This window comes from Larkinella knui, assembly GCF_003858645.1.
Lineage (GTDB): Bacteria > Bacteroidota > Bacteroidia > Cytophagales > Spirosomataceae > Larkinella > Larkinella knui.
On sequence record NZ_RQJP01000001.1, the window covers coordinates 878,373 to 894,413 of the forward strand.

The window sequence follows — 16,041 nt, forward strand, 5'->3', positions numbered from 1 at the left end:
AATTGGCACAGTTTTAGCAAAAAAGAAAGTATGCATTATTTATCAATTATTGTTTGGCTAACCATTTTGCCAGCCATGCCCGGTCTGGCCCAACCCGCAACCAAACTGGTTGAACGGCACACAACGGTATTTGCCGTAAAAGCAATTGATGAAAAGACCCGGGCTGAAATTCCGGCTACTTACCGGGTGAAAGCCATGATTTCCAGGAAAATCTTCAATGGTAAGAGTTCGCCGGGGCGCGAGTTTACATTTTCGCTGGGGCAAAGTGATACGGTGGTGATCAATACGACCGCCAAAGGCTATTACGCGATGGAGGAGGTGTTGTTTGTGCCCTGCGACACCTGCGCGAATTATGAACACCTCGCCCTGATGGAGAAAGCCGCAGTGGAAAAAGTCGGTCCGGAAAAAACGGCGAAGCCCGACAGTATCTTCCGCGATTTAAAAGTGAATGACAAGATCCGGCTCGACAATGTGTATTTTGATCAAAGCAGTTACATTTTGAGAAAGGAGTCGTATCCGCAGCTCGACATCCTGCTGAATACGCTGAAAAGCTACCCCAAGCTAGTGATTGAAATCGCGGGGCATACCGACAACGTCGGCGACCGGCGGCTGAACCAGTCCCTTTCTGAAAACCGGGCGCGGGTCATCACCAATTACCTTATTCAACGCGGTATTCCCGAAAACCGCCTTCAGTACCAGGGCTACGGTGACAACCGCCCGGCCGCTCCCAACGATAATGAACTCAACAAGAAACTAAACCGGCGGGTTGAGTTTACGGTCCTCAGGATGTGATGCCTGACACTCCGGAATCTCCTTTCTAACTTACTGGTTAGTGGCTGGCTGGGCATGGAGTACTATTTTTACAAGTTTACCGTGTGTGGTCTGTCAGGTTCGAACCGTTAAAGTCATTCGGGAAAACACGGTTCAGGGAGAATGCAACGATCGTTCGACGGCCAGTGCCGAATGGGTAAATTGTCAAAGACACTGGCCTGTCGGGCGCTTTTTTGGGTAAAATTGCGTTATCAGTTTTTACGTGATTTGCTTGTCCCGATGCGCTATTTTGTTCGTGAAGATTCGATTGTTCGGAAAATATGGGGTGATGCCGATGTGATTCTGCTCATTTTTGCAGGAGGGGCCGCTGAATTTGCATTAAACCGGGCTGTCGACTGGCTGTTTTACACCGGAAAACTCCCCGCCGATCCGATTGGCCGGTTATTTTCGACGGTTCGATACGCCCAGGAAATTGTGTTTATGCCGCATGAAAAAGCCGTTGGAGCCATCAACCGGATGCGGGCTATTCACGGTGGCGTCGAAAAAAGCCGGGGTTACCAGATTCCCGACTGGGCTTATCGCGACGTCTTGTATATGCTGATCGATTACTCCGAACGGGCTTTTCAGCTGCTGCACCGCCCACTGACCAACCCGGAGCGCGAAGAGCTTTTCGATACCTTTCTGCGCGTGGGCGAGGGCATGGGCGTTCCGGAACTACCGCAAAATTATGCCGACTGGCAAACCGACCGGCGGCTTCATCTGGATCGTGATCTGGCGCACAGCTCATTTACCGACCAGCTTTTTGTACGGTATCGGGAAGAACTGGGGAACTGGCGGTATGGGTTGCTGCTTCAGGCGCAATCACTGTTAGTGCCGGATCAAGTTCGAAAACGACTGCCGTTGCCTGAAAAACCAGCCCTGGCGTCGATGATGTGGCTCTATAAAGTGCTGGAACGCTTGCGGTTACGCGCGCTGACCCAACGAATTTTATTGCCATCAGCTTACCTGCACCAAATCAGGGAGTTGGACCGGGAAGTGGTGGCAGGGTAATAGACGGCTTGTTGGGCAAAAACCGATTCCGTTGCGTGAGCGTCTGCGCCTAAACTGCGTGATTCGTCATTCACTTCGGCCAGTGCGTTTCAATTCCCTGAGTCCGGATCAACTTCTGAAATTCTTCCAGCAGCGGTTTTTGCTCCCGAACGGCGCGGGGAATCACCTTTTTGTCGAGGGCAAAAGCAACCAGTGCGCCGACGGCTTCGCCAATACTCCATTCCACGGGATGCAGACGGTAGCAGCCGTTCGTTAGGTGCGTGGTGCCGATATTTTTGTTGGCGGGAAGCAGATTTTCCATGCGCCGGGGCAGGAGCGCACCCAAAGGGATTTGAAATGGAAGCGAACCAAAATCGATGTAATTGTTGCCCCGGCTACTGGGATGCAAATCAATGTGGTAATACCCAACTCCCACGCTGTCGTAAAAATCAGCCGCCGTGTTGCCGGTTTTTTGCCCCGTAATCAAGGCCCGGTTGGCCGCGCCGACGTGTTCTTCCAGAACGGTGAAAACCGCCTTGATCCGGCGTGATTCCCGGACATAAGGATACTTGGCCATGCCGTCTTCCGTGCCCATGATGTCGGGTCGTAGCCGCAAACCGGGCCAGCCCTGACCGCCGTCCGGGCGGGGGGCTTCGGTTTGGAGCCAGTAGAAGAGCGAAAGGTTGAGCTGCTTGGCCTGATCGACGTGTTTTTTGAATTCTTTATCACTCACACCCACCAGGTTGCCCAGGAAATAATCATTCTGGGGCCAGTTCACCACGGTAATATCGCTGAGGTAGGTTCCCGGTTTGAAATTGCTTTTGCTAATCAGCCGGCGGTAATTCCACAGATTCAGGGCTGAGCCGGTGGCAATGCCTTCCGGATGAAAACCGAGTGTTTTGGGTTCCAGCGTCGACGGGTTGGAATAGGAGAGGTCGAGGAGTTTACCAGACCACGCGGGCGTTAATTTCGGAACCAGATTCCGCCAGAAATCATAATCTTTGGGTTTTTCAATGCTATGGTCAACGGCTTTGTTGTTGATCATTGGCACGTAATCCATCGCAAAGCAAACCGTAAAGGCCTGCTGGTTCGCGGGATCTCCTTTTTCGGGAGCGTGCAGTTCGCCGGTTTCATTTTTCGATTCCGTTCCGGTGACAAATTCTGTTCCGGTCAGCGGTAATAAATCGCCCAGTTCGGTTGCATCCACAAAATACGGCGCCGTCAACATCACTTCCTTTCCACTGCGTAGGCTTACCGCTTTCAAGGCCCGCACCCGGTCGCCGGTAGCATCGGCCCCCGTGATCTTGTGCTCCGTCAAAAGCGTTAATTGTTGTGAACTGAGGTAGGGTGCCAGCATGTCCAGCAAAACCGCCACGGCTACCCGCGGTTCATGGCACAGGCGGGAAACCGCCCCGTCGCCCGGATTGAGCTGTTTTCGGTTTCTGGCGTCGTCGGTCAGCGGATAATTCCGGATGTAATAGTCCCGGACGGCCGTCCGGAAAGTCCGGTAAAGCCGGGTCGCACCGTGGGTTTCGATCCACTGATGCTCGTCGGGAGGCACGCCCTGCTGGGAAATCTGCCCACCGATCCAATCGGTTTCTTCCGTCAGAATAACCCTTAGATTGGAACGCAAAGCCGCTAAAGCAGCCGCGCATCCCCCCAATCCACCACCGGCGACAACTACATCGGCCGAAAATTCGTTACTACTTTGATTCGGGGCAAACCCGCGCGTTTCAGCCAGTGCCGGCGTTGGGAGGGCAAACGACGATGCCGATGTCGCGACTATACTGCCAACAGCAACGGTTTCAATGAAATTTCTTCGATTCATAAAGACGGTAATGGAAAAGGCGGGGTGGTCGATTATCAGGCCGCAATTTGCAAATCAAAGCGGATAAGTGGAAACTTCGCGTCAGGTTAACCAACTTTCCCCGCTTTCTTCTAATTTTGAACACTCGAAGCAGAACTACTGATATACTTGCACAAAACCGCATATGGCAGAATTAATCCGAATGCCCAAGATGAGCGACACCATGACCGAAGGTGTCATCGCTGAATGGCATAAGAAAGTAGGCGACACCGTCAAGTCGGGCGACGTGCTGGCCGAGGTGGAAACCGATAAGGCGACGATGGACCTGGAGGCTTACGACGAAGGGACGTTATTATACATTGGCGTTGAAAAAGGCCAGGCCGTACCGATCGATGGCATTCTCGCCGTCGTGGGGAAAGCCGGTGAAGATTTTAAATCCTTACTGGATGGTTCCGGTTCGTCAAACGGTGCATCGGAATCGAAAGCCGAAGCACCGGCCGAAAAACCAGCCACACCCGCCCCCAGCCCGAATGGCGCGGCTCCGGGCCAGGCCACCAGCCAGACGCCCGACCCGAAAGCGGTTTCGGCTGCTCCGGCAGCCAACGTCAATGCGTCGATCATTCGGATGCCGAAAATGAGCGATACGATGACCGAAGGAACCATCGTGGCCTGGAATAAAAAAGAAGGCGACACCGTGAAAGCCGGTGACGTACTGGCCGAGGTGGAAACCGACAAGGCGACGATGGATCTGGAAGCCTACGAAGAGGGCACCCTGTTGTACATCGGCGTCAAGGAAGGCCAGGCCGTTGCCGTGGATGAAGTGATCGCGGTGGTTGGCGAAAAAGGCGCCGATTTTAAAGTACTGTTGCAAGGCGGTGGACAACCCGCAGCGCCAGCCGCCACCCCGGCTGTTGAAGCTCCCAAAGCCGAAGCGCAACCAACGGCGGCTCCGGCGGAAGCCACGAGCGACAACGGCCACGAAGGCCGGGTTCTGGCTTCACCGCTTGCCAAGTCGATTGCGAAAGAAAAAGGCGTCAACCTGGCGCAGGTGCAGGGGTCTGGCCCCGACGGACGCATTGTAAAACGCGATGTCGAAACCTTCCAGCCTTCCAGCCAGCCAGCCGCGCAACCGGCTCCGGTGCAAACCGCCCCGGCTCCGGCCCCAAAACCGGCTGCTCCTGCCGTTCAACCGGCTCCGGTTGCCCAGGGCGAGTACGAAGACATTCCGCTGACCCAGATGCGGAAAACGATTGCCCGTCGTTTGTCGGAGAGCCTGTTTACGGCTCCGCATTTCTACCTGACCATGGAAATCAACATGGACAAGGCGATGGATCTGCGTGGCAAAGTCAACGAGGTCAGTCCGGTCAAGGTATCGTTCAACGATTTTGTCCTGAAAGCGGCCGCATTGGCGCTGAAGAAACACCCGGCCGTGAATTCGTCGTGGTTAGGTGATAAAATCAGACGGTATTCGTACGTCAACATTGGCGTTGCCGTGGCGGTGGATGAAGGCCTGCTGGTGCCGGTTGTTCGCAATGCCGACCAGAAAACGTTATCGACTATTGCCGCCGAAGTGAAAGATCTGGCGGGAAAAGCTAAAGACAAAAAACTCCAGCCGAAAGACTGGGAAGGCAGCACGTTCTCGATTTCCAACCTGGGCATGTTCGGTATCGACGAATTTACGGCCATCATCAACCCGCCCGATTCCTGTATTCTGGCGATTGGTTCGATTAAACAAACCGTCAAATTTGAAGGCGATATCGCCAAGCCGACCAACGTCATGAAAGTTACCCTTTCGTGCGATCACCGCTCGGTCGATGGTGCCACGGGCGCTTCTTTCCTGCAGACGTTCAAGGGCCTGCTGGAAAATCCATTCGGAATGTTGGTATAAAACCGGTTTATAGTTTGCAGTTTACGGTTTATGGTTTTACGGTACAGTTTCCCTACCAGACTCCATAAACTGTAAACTAGATGCCGTAAACTGGAAAGAAAGGATGCAAAAAATTCACGCCACTACCGTCATTGGCATTCTGCACAATGGCGAAATTGCGCTCGGGGCCGACGGACAGGCTACGATGGGTAATACGATTGCTAAAAGTAACGTTCGGAAAGTAAGAAGTCTGATGAACGGGAAAGTGCTGGCGGGATTTGCCGGTTCTACTGCCGATGCGTTTACGCTGATCGAACGATTTGAGGAAAAACTCAATGCCTACGGCGGAAACCTGAAACGGGCGGCTATTGAACTGGCAAAAGACTGGCGGACCGACCGGTATTTGCGGAAACTGGAGGCCATGTTGATTGTGGCTTCCAAAGACGATTTGCTGGTTATTTCCGGTACCGGCGATGTTCTTGAGCCGGATAATCAGATTGCTGCCATTGGCTCCGGTAGTATGTACGCCCAGTCGGCAGCCCTGGCGATGAAGAAGCACGCTTCCCAATTGACGGCCGAAGAAATGGTACGGGAAAGTTTGCATATTGCGGCCGATATTTGCATTTATACAAACCACAATCTGGTGGTGGAAACGATACGCTAGTCGGTTTATGGTTTATAATTTATAGTTTATGATTGGCTGACGTATGAAATGCAAGCGTCAGCCAATTATAAATCATGAACTGTAAACCATAAACTTTTTAAAACTGACAAACTACCTAATCCTCTTTATGAAAGGTTTGCGAGCAGTTTTACCCAAAGCCGTCAGAAAGCGGATCACATTCGGATTTGGAACGGCCTTGCTGTTGATTGCACTGGGTTTCGGCCTGACCTTATACAGTTACAATCAGTATCGAAAAGCCAGCGACCGGATCGAACACAGCCAGCAGGTAACCAACCGGCTGGGCCGTATTCTGTCGCTCATAACCGACGTAGAAACCGGCGAACGCGGTTATCTGGCTTCTTCCGGAGACGGTATTTATCTGGCCGCTTTTGACGATGCATTGCCGCAGTTTACTCCGCAGCTGGATCAAATCCGGACGCTGGTGGCCGATAATCCCCAACAACTCCAAAACCTGGATTCGCTCTCGCAGCGAATCGACACCAAAATAGCGATGGCCCGCCAGCAGGTCGATGCGGTTAAAAAAAAATTGCCCATCTCCATCGCCCGGACGTATATGCTCCTGGGCAAGGCCCGCATGGATCGGGTGCGGGAGTTGTTGAAAAAAATGAATGAAGTTGAGCAAATCCGGTTCGACACCCATTCTGAAGCCGCCGAACATGCCTTTCGCAATACACTTATTAGTATCTTTACGTTGTCGTTGCTGACGTTTGTGACGCTGATTGTTTCGTATAACCTGCTGGAAAATGAGTTGAATACCCGCCAGAAAACGGAAGATCAACTGCGGGCGTACGAGGACGAGTTGCAGGACAAGATTCAGTTGCTGGAAATATCGAACGAAGAGCTGGAGCGGTTTGCCTTTGTGGCTTCCCACGACATGCAGGAGCCGTTGCGGAAAATTCAGTCGTTTGGCTATTTGCTCCGCGACCGGCATGAGAACGGGCTGACGCCGGAGGGAGTGATGTATTTGAATAAAATCCTGCAATCGGCGGAGCGGATGTCAAAAATGATTAAGGATCTGCTTAACTTTTCCCGTATTTCGACCAAGAAAGAGCCTTTCCGAACTGTGCGGCTGGCCGAGGTCGTCCAGGGGATTCTGAGCGATCAGGAGCTGAAAATAAAAACCGCCGGAGCCACCTTTCAGATCGATAAACTCGCCGTAATCGAAGCCGTTCAAAGCCAGATGGATCACCTTTTTTCCAATCTGATTTCGAATGCCCTCAAGTTTACCAAACCCGGTCAACCCCCGGTTATTTCGATCAAAGGCGTATCGATTGATGGGGCGGATTACGAAGAACTTATTCCGGGGAAAAAGTATTACAAAATAACGGTTACCGACAACGGGATCGGATTTAATGAAAAGTACATCGATCACATTTTTAAAATTTTCCAGCGATTACATGGAAAAAGCACGTACGAAGGAACCGGTATCGGACTGGCCATCTGCAAGCGCATCGTTAACAATCATAAAGGCCTGATTACGGCCCAGAGCCAAACCGGCGTTGGAACGACTTTTATCATTGTATTACCCGAAAAGCAGACGCAGTCTGTTCATGACAATGCAACAACCCACGAAACCAGTACATATATTATTAGCTGACGACGATGAAGACGATCGGTTTTTGACGCGTGAAGCCTTCCGACAGCATTTTCCGGTTACCGAAATGAACATAGTGGAAGATGGCGAAGAATTAATGGAATTCCTGCGTCGTACGGGTCGCTACGAAAGTTCGGATCATCCCTTACCCGAGTTGATTCTTCTGGATCTGAATATGCCCCGCAAAGATGGCCGGGAAGCGTTGCAGGAAATCAAGGCGGATCGTGACCTTCGTCACATTCCGGTGGTCATTCTCACCACGTCCGACGCCAGCATCGACATTGATAATTCGTATTTATGGGGTGCGAACAGCTTCATTACCAAGCCGGCGTCCTTTAAAAAACTGATGGATATTACGCAAACGATCGGCGAATACTGGTTCAACGTCGTTAAAGTGAGCGGCCGAAACTGAAAAATCGCCGTTACTCGTTGACTTTCAACGTCGTCAGTTGCGTCATAATCTGTTCCAGAAAACCCATCACGCCTTTTAAAGAACCGGGGTTGTATTTGTTTACCAGGACGGTAAAACTCAACAGTTCGCCATCGGCCGAGGTTGCATACCCGGCATACGCCCGCACACCCTCGATGGTGCCACTTTTGGCATGAATATTTCCGGCAGCTGCCGTACCACGTCCCAGATTTTTAACCGTCCCGGATTCGCCCACCACCGGAATGCTGTCATAAAACGGAAGAAAACTTTTCTCCTTCGTCATCACGGCCAGAATACCGGAAAGATTGGCCGCTGTCAGCGCGCCAACCGGCGATAACCCGCTGCCATCTTTTGGTCGAAAACCGGTTAAATCGACGCCTTTGCCCTGCCAGAACCGGGTCAGCTGCTGAAGGGCCTGATCCGTCGTTACCGGTGCTTTGGCCAACGCATTGCCCGCCAGAATGAGCAGCGATTCGGCGTATAAATTGATGCTTTGATGATTCGTCAGCCGCACAACCTCCGCTAATGGTACGGATGTATGGAGATGTAAGGGCGTTCGTTTGGCCGCCGGAACCTGTGCCGGTGCTTCAGTAGTGCCCGGCTCGGGAAGGCGACCCGGCCCGATCGACTGAGGAAGGCTGTTTATGGAAATACCAGCTCTGGTCAACTGTTCCTGAAGCGCAAAAGCCGTAAAAAATGCCGGATCGGGCAGCGATCCTTTGACCCCAAATACATTCATGCCCGCCGGAACCGTGCCTTCCAGAAAAACCTGGGGTGAAAACGGAGCGTTGTAAATAATGACTTCGTCGCCCGATCCGGTGGGGCCGGTTCGGACGTTATTCTGAAACCGGAGAAAAGGCGTTGCGGGTTCGGTTCGCAGTAATCCGGCGGGCTGACCAACGGATTTAGCCGGTTTGAATACCGCCCGGTACATATTTTCGTTGAAATTTAACCCGCAAACGCCGGCTCCGTAATAATTGCCCATATCGCCCCAAACCCAGGTGTTCGGCACGGGAAGTGACTGAATAACCGATGCATCGCCAATCACCGACCCGCGAATGTGTTTGATTCCCGCGCTGTGAACCATTTCCGTCCACGTGCGCAGGAGGGTAGGCGCGTCGGCAAATTCCGCAAAGCGATTGCTGCCCAGCGTGGGGTCGCCCGATCCCCGGATGTAGAGATTGCCGTTCAGGACACTGTCCCGAATGGTGCCATCATGCTCCAGAATGGTTCCAAAGGTATAATTGTCACCCAGCACGGCCAGGGCGGTGGCGGTGGTTACCAATTTTAAGGTCGATGCCGAAGGAAGGCTCATCCGGGCGTTAAAGTCCAGAAGTACGCCACCATCGCGCGCCCGACGCACCGACAGGGCGGCTGTACCATTCCGAACGAGCGGACTGGTTTGCAGCTGGGTCATTGTCGTTTGCAGGCGTTGTATGCCCAGCGAATCGGCGGGTGGGTGTGCCTGGCAGAGCGGAATGATTACAAAAAAATAACTTAAAATTAATACGGCGTATCGATGCATGGAAATACAAAATAGGAAGAGTAAGGCCGGATGACTCAATGAATTGGATAAAAATTGACCTTTTTTCATCCGTTTCATTCATCCAATCTGTGTGTCGGTTACCAATAGTTTATGAAAGCGGATTTTGTAGCTTTGCAAAAATAGCCAGAATTTAAAGCCCTTATCTGTTGTTCTATCAAATAATATGTAATTAATGTTTTGTAGCTTCTTTGAAACTGTACACTTGTAAAAAACAGAATCAAAGCCATTAATCGAATCGAATGAAGTTAACATTTTGGGGGGCGGCCCGTCAGGTAACAGGTAGTATGTTTCTGCTGGAAACGGATGACAATTACCGAATTCTGATTGATTGCGGGGCCGATATGGATAAAAAAGCCGTCTTAAACGGGCACGACGATGAATCTCCGAAATCGATCGGAGGCTACTTCCCGTTTGAAGCTTCCACAATCAATGTTGTTCTGCTGACTCACGCCCACATCGATCACAGCGGCAACTTACCAAACTTGTACCGGGAAGGCTATGAAGGCCAGATTTTGTGTACTGATCCTACGTATTCGCTAACGAACCTGCTGCTTCAGGACGCGGCCTCGCTCAACCACCGGCGTCTGAGCGAAATGGGGAAGAGCAAAAAGCAAAAGGTTAAAAAGAAACTTGTTACCATGCAGAAAGATTTATTTCTGGAGAAACAAGTGCGGGAATCGATGGAAAACGTGGTTCCTATCCAATATAACCGAAAGTTCCGGCTCGGCGATAGCGTTGATGTTACCTTTATTCCGGCCGGGCATTTGCTCGGCGCGGCTCATATCGTCATTAACGTTGTTGAAAATGGCGAGAAAAAAAGCATTTGTTTTTCGGGCGACATCGGACGTCGGAACTACCCGCTCCTGGGCGATCCCGAACCCATTCCACCGGTCGATTATCTGATTTGTGAGTCGACGTATGGCAACCGGCTGCACATCGATTCCGAAACCCCGGAAGCGATGCTGGCCGATGTCATCAAGCGAACCTGCATTGATATACCGGGTCGGCTGATTATTCCGTCGTTCTCCGTTGGACGCACGCAGGCGCTCCTGTATACGCTCAACCGGCTGTATACCGAGCAGGGCTTTCCTCCGATTAAAGTGTTCTCTGACAGTCCGTTAGCACTGGAAAGCACGAAGGTGTACCAGAAAAACCTGCGGATGCTGAACAAGGAAGCGAAAGCGTATCAGGAAGAAAATGCATCCCTGTTTGACTTTGTCAATTTTGAATACCTGGAAAGTTCAAAAGCGAGCCGGGAAGTTTCCAATTACAACCAGCCGTGTATCATCATTTCGTCGTCGGGTATGGTGCAGGGGGGGCGTGTCGAACAGCACGTAGCCGCCAACATCAGCAATCCGTACTGTACCATTCTCATCATCGGGTATTGCGCCGAAGGAACGCTGGGCTGGCGATTGCTCAATGGGCAACCCACCATTTCGATCAAAGACAAGGAAGAACCGGTTCTGGCGAAAGTGGAACGAACCGACGTATTCAGCGGGCATGGCGACCGCGACGATCTGGTGCGGTTTGTGAAACATCAGTCGCCTGAAAAATTGAAAAAGGTATTTTTGGTACACGGCGAATTCACGAGTATGTCGGCTTTTCAGCAAACGCTGCTCGAGGAAGGTTTTCCGAATGTGGAGCTCCCCACGAAGGGCCAGATGTATGAGTTGTGACAACGAAAGGTTGCTGAACCGGATTTTCCGCTAACTTTGCCAATCGAAAAAAGTACCCATGTCAGTTTTCCGATGCCTTTGACAAAATCGGGAATGGAAAACGGGCAGTTTAAAACGGGCAACTGAGAACTATTTTTTGAATGAGGACGTATTTGGACTTCGAAAAACCTATAGCCGATTTGGAAGTACGACTGGTCGAAATGAAGAAACTGGCCGGTACCAGTAACGTTGATGTTACTGAAGCTGTTGCGTCGCTGGAAGTCAGCATTGAAAAGCTCCGCAAGGAAATTTTTGATAACCTTACCCGTTGGCAGCGCGTTCAGCTTTCCCGCCATCCCGACCGGCCCTACACGCTTGATTATATTTCGTTAATGGGCGGACAGTTTATTGAACTGCACGGCGATCGGACGGTTCGCGATGATCCGGCCATGGTCGGCGGTTTTGTCGATATCGACGGGCAAACCGTTATGTTGATTGGCCAGCAGAAAGGACGAAATACCAAACAACGCCAGCAGCGAAACTTTGGTATGGCCAATCCGGAAGGATACCGCAAAGCACTCCGGCTGATGAAGCTGGCCGAAAAATTCAACAAGCCCATCGTTACGATGATCGATACACCGGGTGCCTATCCGGGTCTCGAAGCCGAAGAACGGGGTCAGGGCGAGGCCATTGCCCGTAACCTGAAGGAAATGTTCATGCTTCAGGTTCCGGTCATCTGCATTGTCATTGGCGAAGGCGCTTCGGGCGGGGCGCTGGGAATCGGGATTGGCGACCGCGTTTTGATGCTCGAAAATACCTGGTACTCCGTTATTTCGCCCGAAAACTGCTCGACGATTCTCTGGCGAAGCTGGGATTATAAGGAGCAGGCGGCCGAAGCCATGAAACTGTCGGCCCGCGATATGGAGAAAAACAAACTCGTGGATGGGATCATCGAAGAACCGCAGGGGGGCGCGCATACCGATCACGCTGAAATGGCCCGCCGAATCAAGAAAACCATCCTCGATACCATCGCTGAATTGGCTCACTTTACGCCCGAAGAACGCATCGACCAGCGCATCGAGAAGTTCTGTTCGATGGGAGTTGTGGTCGAATAATTGTGAAACCTATGGCAGGTGTTTTAAAACCCGGTATTAAAAATATTATTTTCGACCTCGGCGACGTCATTATTCCCATCGATTTACGCGCCCCCATCCGCAATTTCGCCGTGCTTTCGGGTCTGAGTGAAGAGGAAGTGGAGTCGCTCTGGCGGGAGCACGGGTTGACGACGCAATACGAAACCGGGCTGATCGACGACGCGGCTTTTCGCCAGCACGTTCGCGACTTACTCAAAAACCGCAGCGACGCACCGGACCGGTGGGCGGATGAGGTCATCGATACCGCCTGGAATACCGTTTTGCTCGATCTGCCCGTAGAACGGGTGGAGCGCATCCGCCAGCTTCATGGACAATACCGCCTGTTTCTGTTGAGTAACACCAGTTCGATCCACATTGCCAAGGTTAATACCATTTTTACCGAGCTCGGCCAGCCTTCGCTCGAAGCCCTTTTTGAGCGGGTTTATTACTCGTATGAAGTAAAACTGGCCAAGCCTTCCCCGGAAATTTATCAGCACGTTTTGACAACTTCGGGCCTGAAACCGGAAGAAACCCTGTTTTTAGACGATAATCCGCATAACATCCGGGCGGCTGCTGAGTTAGGTATACATGCTGTACAGGTGCAACCGCCCCTGACGATTCTTGATTATCTTCGCGATGAATCCACAAACGAGGACGTACCTCATTCAAGCTAGCCTTTTTATACTTACCCTGTTTTCTACGACCGCGGCTGGTGCGGAATGGATGTATGGCCGGTTTTTTCTCGATCCGGAGCACGGTATCGGATGGCCCGAATTCTGGGACGGTCTGCACTATTCGATTCCGTTTCTGGCCATTTTGACGGTGCATGAATTCGGCCATTTTTTTGTAGCCCGCTACCACCATGTTCGCGTCACCTTGCCTTATTACATTCCGCTTTGGTTCGGTTTCGGGCAAACACTCGGCACAATGGGCGCTTTTATCCGGATTCAGGATTTCATCAGCAGCCGCAAAAAGTTTTTTGATATTGGGATTGCCGGTCCATTAGCCGGTTTTGCGCTGGCGTTAGTGGTGTTGTGGTATGGGTTTTCCCACTTGCCGCCCCCTGAGCACATTTTTACCATCCACCCCGAATACAAACAGTACGGTTTGGCGTTTGGGCAGCATGTTTATAAAAACCTGCCGCCCGACAGTGTCATTCGGCTGGGAGATAACATTCTGTTCTGGTTCTTCAAAACCTACGTAGCGGATCCGGCCCGGTTGCCGCATCCGTACGAAATGATTCACTACCCGTACTTGATGGCGGGGTATTTTGCCTTGTTTTTTACGTCGCTCAATCTCATTCCGATCGGACAACTGGATGGCGGTCACGTACTCTACAGCCTGATTGGCCGTCGGGCGTTTCGGATGGTTGCTCCGGTTTTATTGATCGGCTTTGCGTTCTACTCCGGTTTGGGCTTTATCAAACCATCGGATTTCATCGTTGCCAACGATCGTGATTTCATGAATGAACTGGGCTATCTGGGCTTGTATATCCTGGGGCTTTTTCTCAGCTTTCAGAGCATTAACGACAACCGGATGACGGCACTGCTGCTGGCGTTGAGTGTGGTAGCCGGGCAGTTTCTGGTATCGTACTTTTTTCCGACGGTCACCGGTTATCCCGGATTTCTGCTGTTTATTTTGATTCTGGGCCGTTTTTTGGGCGTATACCACCCCGAAACCCAGGATGATCAGCCATTGGGCACCGGTCGGGTTATTCTGGGCTGGCTGGCTTTACTCATTTTCGTTTTGTGTTTTAGCCCAAAACCGTTTATATTTTCTTAATCTTGTCCTACAAACAGGCGTCCTGTATCAGAAGAGTATGTTCAGCGCATTTGCCAGGTGGCTTTATAAACTAGCCGGTTGGAAACTTCTCGGCACAGTTCCTGACCTCCCGAAAGCAATTTGGGTGCTTGCGCCCCACAACACGAATTGGGATTTTCTGGTGGGCGTAGGAGCGAGGGCCACGACTGGTGTCTGGATTCAGTATCTGGCAAAACGGGAGCTTTTTACGTGGTATGCGGGCTGGTTTTTCCGGATTTTAGGGGGCAAACCCGTCGATCGCAGCCGGGCTAACAACCTGGTCGATGCCATGGTCGATGTACTGGTGCAAACCGAAAAGCTGCACATCTGTATTCCCCCCGAAGGGACGCGAAGTGATGTCGACCGGCTCAAAACCGGGTTCTATTACATTGCCTTGAAAGCGGATGTTCCCATCATTCTGACCGGTATCGATTATCCCCGCAAAGCCGTAATTCTAAGCGAGCCACTCTACATGACCGGCGATTTTCAGAAAGATATGCGACCGGTTTTCGAGTTTTTCAGCCACATTCAGGGCAAAAAAAAGGAATGGCTCAAGCGGTATGAGCAAACCGGGCTGATCAATTAACGGCCGGCCTGCCCGACGGTCCGTTAGTCCGTAAGTACGACACCATAAGCTCACCCGCGCGGTCGGAAGCGCCCGGACCACCAACTTTTTCCCGCAACTCCGCATAATCCGCTCGCTGGCGTTCGTGTTCCGACCCGCCGGGCAGTATTTTCGTCAGTTCCTGAACCAGATTTTCCGTCGTCAACTCGTACTGTTTCAACTCCCGGACGGCTTCCCGCCTAAGAATTAAATTAACCAGCGAAATATACGGTACGGCAATCAGCCGGCTGGCTACCTGATAGGTCACCCACGACATTTTGTAACAAACCACCTCCGGTACATTCAACAGGGCTGTTTCCAGCGTTGCCGTTCCGGAAGTTACCAAAGCCGCATCGGCCACCGACAGAAGATCATAAGCGGCATCCACCACCACCGGCGTTGTGGGAAATCCCTGCATCGACTCGGTATACAGCGATTCAGGAAGATTGCTGACGCCGGATACAACGAATTGATAGTCAGGAAAGTGAGGTATGGTTTCCATCATCATGGGCAGCATGATGGAAACTTCCTGATGCCGGCTTCCGGGCAGGAGGGCAATGATGGGTTTGTCGCTTAGGCCGTTCTTCTTTCGAAACTCAGGATCGATTTGAAAACCCGCAATGGCGTCCATCAGCGGATTTCCGACGTAATCGACCTTATATTCGTACTTTTTGTAGAAATCGACCTCAAAGGGAAAAATAACAAACAGCTGATCGACAACCGCCTTGATTTTCAGGGCCCGTTTCTGATTCCAGGCCCACACTTTTGGCGAAATGTAATAGAAAACCCGAATGCCGTGTTTTTTGGCAAACCGGGCCATTCGCAAGTTGAAACCCGCGTAGTCGATCAAAATCAGCACATCGGGACGGGTCGTGAGTACATCCTGCTGGCAATCGCGTAGGTTTCGGCGGATGGTTCCTAAATTCTGAACGACCTCCAGAAAGCCCATGAAGGCCATTTCGCGGTAGTGGCGCACCAGCGTTGCCCCGGCTTCTTCCATCTGCTCACCACCCCACGCCCGGAAGCGGGCCTGGGAATCATAGCGACCAATGGCTTTGATGAGATTTCCGCCGTGCAGGTCGCCCGAACGCTCACCGGCAATCAGGTAATACGTCATAGG

Annotated in this window: 14 protein-coding genes; 11 read left to right on the top strand and 3 right to left on the bottom strand. The window is 51.7% G+C overall.

Annotation, left to right across the window (positions count from 1 at the left end; all coding sequences use genetic code 11):
* Positions 1 to 30 precede the first annotated feature (30 nt).
* A complete protein-coding gene (locus tag EHT87_RS03495) occupies positions 31 to 792 on the top strand; it encodes an OmpA family protein (RefSeq protein ID WP_124903897.1) in 762 nt (253 codons plus the stop codon).
* Positions 793 to 1,050: 258 nt separating this feature from the next.
* Entirely contained in the window at positions 1,051 to 1,821 is a 771-nt protein-coding gene (locus tag EHT87_RS03500; protein ID WP_124903899.1) for an oxygenase MpaB family protein, read from the top strand.
* A 70-nt stretch (positions 1,822 to 1,891) separates the two neighbouring features.
* Here the strand turns inward: EHT87_RS03500 and EHT87_RS03505 are convergent, their stop codons facing one another.
* The gene (locus tag EHT87_RS03505) at positions 1,892 to 3,628 is read right to left on the bottom strand and encodes an FAD-dependent oxidoreductase (protein WP_124903901.1); all 1,737 of its coding nucleotides are present in this window, start codon (positions 3,626 to 3,628) and stop codon (positions 1,892 to 1,894) included.
* Between the two features lie 163 nt (positions 3,629 to 3,791).
* On the opposite strand from EHT87_RS03505, the gene EHT87_RS03510 reads away from it, so the two are divergent.
* The 4 genes from EHT87_RS03510 (at position 3,792) to EHT87_RS03525 (ending at position 8,165) form a co-directional block, all read left to right on the top strand.
* The gene (locus EHT87_RS03510; RefSeq protein WP_124903903.1) at positions 3,792 to 5,495 is read left to right on the top strand and encodes a pyruvate dehydrogenase complex dihydrolipoamide acetyltransferase; all 1,704 of its coding nucleotides are present in this window, start codon (positions 3,792 to 3,794) and stop codon (positions 5,493 to 5,495) included.
* 103 nt (positions 5,496 to 5,598) lie between these two features.
* Positions 5,599 to 6,138 (top strand): ATP-dependent protease subunit HslV, encoded by a 540-nt coding sequence (gene hslV / locus EHT87_RS03515; RefSeq protein WP_124903905.1) that lies wholly within the window; start codon positions 5,599 to 5,601, stop codon positions 6,136 to 6,138.
* 127 nt (positions 6,139 to 6,265) lie between these two features.
* Positions 6,266 to 7,756: a sensor histidine kinase gene (locus EHT87_RS03520; RefSeq protein ID WP_124903907.1), complete on the top strand. Its 1,491-nt coding sequence runs from the start codon at positions 6,266 to 6,268 to the stop codon at positions 7,754 to 7,756.
* Positions 7,716 to 8,165 (top strand): response regulator, encoded by a 450-nt coding sequence (locus EHT87_RS03525; protein WP_310587507.1) that lies wholly within the window; start codon positions 7,716 to 7,718, stop codon positions 8,163 to 8,165. Before EHT87_RS03520 ends, EHT87_RS03525 begins: the two co-directional genes overlap by 41 nt.
* Before the next feature lie 10 nt (positions 8,166 to 8,175).
* On the opposite strand, the gene dacB is transcribed toward EHT87_RS03525, so the two are convergent.
* A complete protein-coding gene (gene dacB, locus EHT87_RS03530) occupies positions 8,176 to 9,708 on the bottom strand; it encodes a D-alanyl-D-alanine carboxypeptidase/D-alanyl-D-alanine endopeptidase (RefSeq protein ID WP_229320823.1) in 1,533 nt (510 codons plus the stop codon).
* Between the two features lie 260 nt (positions 9,709 to 9,968).
* Here dacB and EHT87_RS03535 point away from each other — a divergent pair, with 260 nt between their 5' ends.
* From EHT87_RS03535 to EHT87_RS03555, 5 genes are all read left to right on the top strand, one after another.
* Positions 9,969 to 11,405, top strand: coding sequence for an MBL fold metallo-hydrolase RNA specificity domain-containing protein (locus EHT87_RS03535; RefSeq protein ID WP_124903913.1), 1,437 nt, complete (start codon positions 9,969 to 9,971; stop codon positions 11,403 to 11,405).
* 140 nt (positions 11,406 to 11,545) lie between these two features.
* On the top strand, positions 11,546 to 12,499 hold the full coding sequence (locus EHT87_RS03540) for an acetyl-CoA carboxylase carboxyltransferase subunit alpha (RefSeq protein WP_124903915.1): 954 nt from the start codon (positions 11,546 to 11,548) through the stop codon (positions 12,497 to 12,499).
* A gap of 11 nt (positions 12,500 to 12,510) precedes the next feature.
* Complete coding sequence (locus tag EHT87_RS03545; protein WP_124903917.1) at positions 12,511 to 13,191, top strand: HAD family hydrolase; 681 nt, start codon at positions 12,511 to 12,513, stop codon at positions 13,189 to 13,191.
* On the top strand, positions 13,154 to 14,299 hold the full coding sequence (locus EHT87_RS03550; protein WP_124903919.1) for a site-2 protease family protein: 1,146 nt from the start codon (positions 13,154 to 13,156) through the stop codon (positions 14,297 to 14,299). Before EHT87_RS03545 ends, EHT87_RS03550 begins: the two co-directional genes overlap by 38 nt.
* A gap of 37 nt (positions 14,300 to 14,336) precedes the next feature.
* The gene (locus tag EHT87_RS03555) at positions 14,337 to 14,903 is read left to right on the top strand and encodes a 1-acyl-sn-glycerol-3-phosphate acyltransferase (RefSeq protein WP_124903921.1); all 567 of its coding nucleotides are present in this window, start codon (positions 14,337 to 14,339) and stop codon (positions 14,901 to 14,903) included.
* Here EHT87_RS03555 and lpxB read toward each other — a convergent pair.
* Positions 14,896 to 16,038: a lipid-A-disaccharide synthase gene (lpxB, locus tag EHT87_RS03560; protein ID WP_124903923.1), complete on the bottom strand. Its 1,143-nt coding sequence runs from the start codon at positions 16,036 to 16,038 to the stop codon at positions 14,896 to 14,898. The two genes, EHT87_RS03555 and lpxB, sit on opposite strands and share 8 nt — an antisense overlap.
* Positions 16,039 to 16,041 lie beyond the last annotated feature (3 nt).

Excerpts from the sequence above, each read along its gene's own strand:
- EHT87_RS03495 (WP_124903897.1), top strand. The coding sequence starts at position 31 with ATGCATTATTTATCAATTATTGTTTGGCTAACCATTTTGCCAGCCATG.
- EHT87_RS03500 (WP_124903899.1), top strand. The coding sequence starts at position 1,051 with ATGCGCTATTTTGTTCGTGAAGATTCGATTGTTCGGAAAATATGGGGT.
- EHT87_RS03505 (WP_124903901.1), bottom strand. The coding sequence starts at position 3,628 with ATGAATCGAAGAAATTTCATTGAAACCGTTGCTGTTGGCAGTATAGTC.
- EHT87_RS03510 (WP_124903903.1), top strand. The coding sequence starts at position 3,792 with ATGGCAGAATTAATCCGAATGCCCAAGATGAGCGACACCATGACCGAA.
- hslV (WP_124903905.1), top strand. The coding sequence starts at position 5,599 with ATGCAAAAAATTCACGCCACTACCGTCATTGGCATTCTGCACAATGGC.
- EHT87_RS03520 (WP_124903907.1), top strand. The coding sequence starts at position 6,266 with ATGAAAGGTTTGCGAGCAGTTTTACCCAAAGCCGTCAGAAAGCGGATC.
- EHT87_RS03525 (WP_310587507.1), top strand. The coding sequence starts at position 7,716 with ATGCAACAACCCACGAAACCAGTACATATATTATTAGCTGACGACGAT.
- dacB (WP_229320823.1), bottom strand. The coding sequence starts at position 9,708 with ATGCATCGATACGCCGTATTAATTTTAAGTTATTTTTTTGTAATCATT.
- EHT87_RS03535 (WP_124903913.1), top strand. The coding sequence starts at position 9,969 with ATGAAGTTAACATTTTGGGGGGCGGCCCGTCAGGTAACAGGTAGTATG.
- EHT87_RS03540 (WP_124903915.1), top strand. The coding sequence starts at position 11,546 with ATGAGGACGTATTTGGACTTCGAAAAACCTATAGCCGATTTGGAAGTA.
- EHT87_RS03545 (WP_124903917.1), top strand. The coding sequence starts at position 12,511 with ATGGCAGGTGTTTTAAAACCCGGTATTAAAAATATTATTTTCGACCTC.
- EHT87_RS03550 (WP_124903919.1), top strand. The coding sequence starts at position 13,154 with ATGAATCCACAAACGAGGACGTACCTCATTCAAGCTAGCCTTTTTATA.
- EHT87_RS03555 (WP_124903921.1), top strand. The coding sequence starts at position 14,337 with ATGTTCAGCGCATTTGCCAGGTGGCTTTATAAACTAGCCGGTTGGAAA.
- lpxB (WP_124903923.1), bottom strand. The coding sequence starts at position 16,038 with ATGACGTATTACCTGATTGCCGGTGAGCGTTCGGGCGACCTGCACGGC.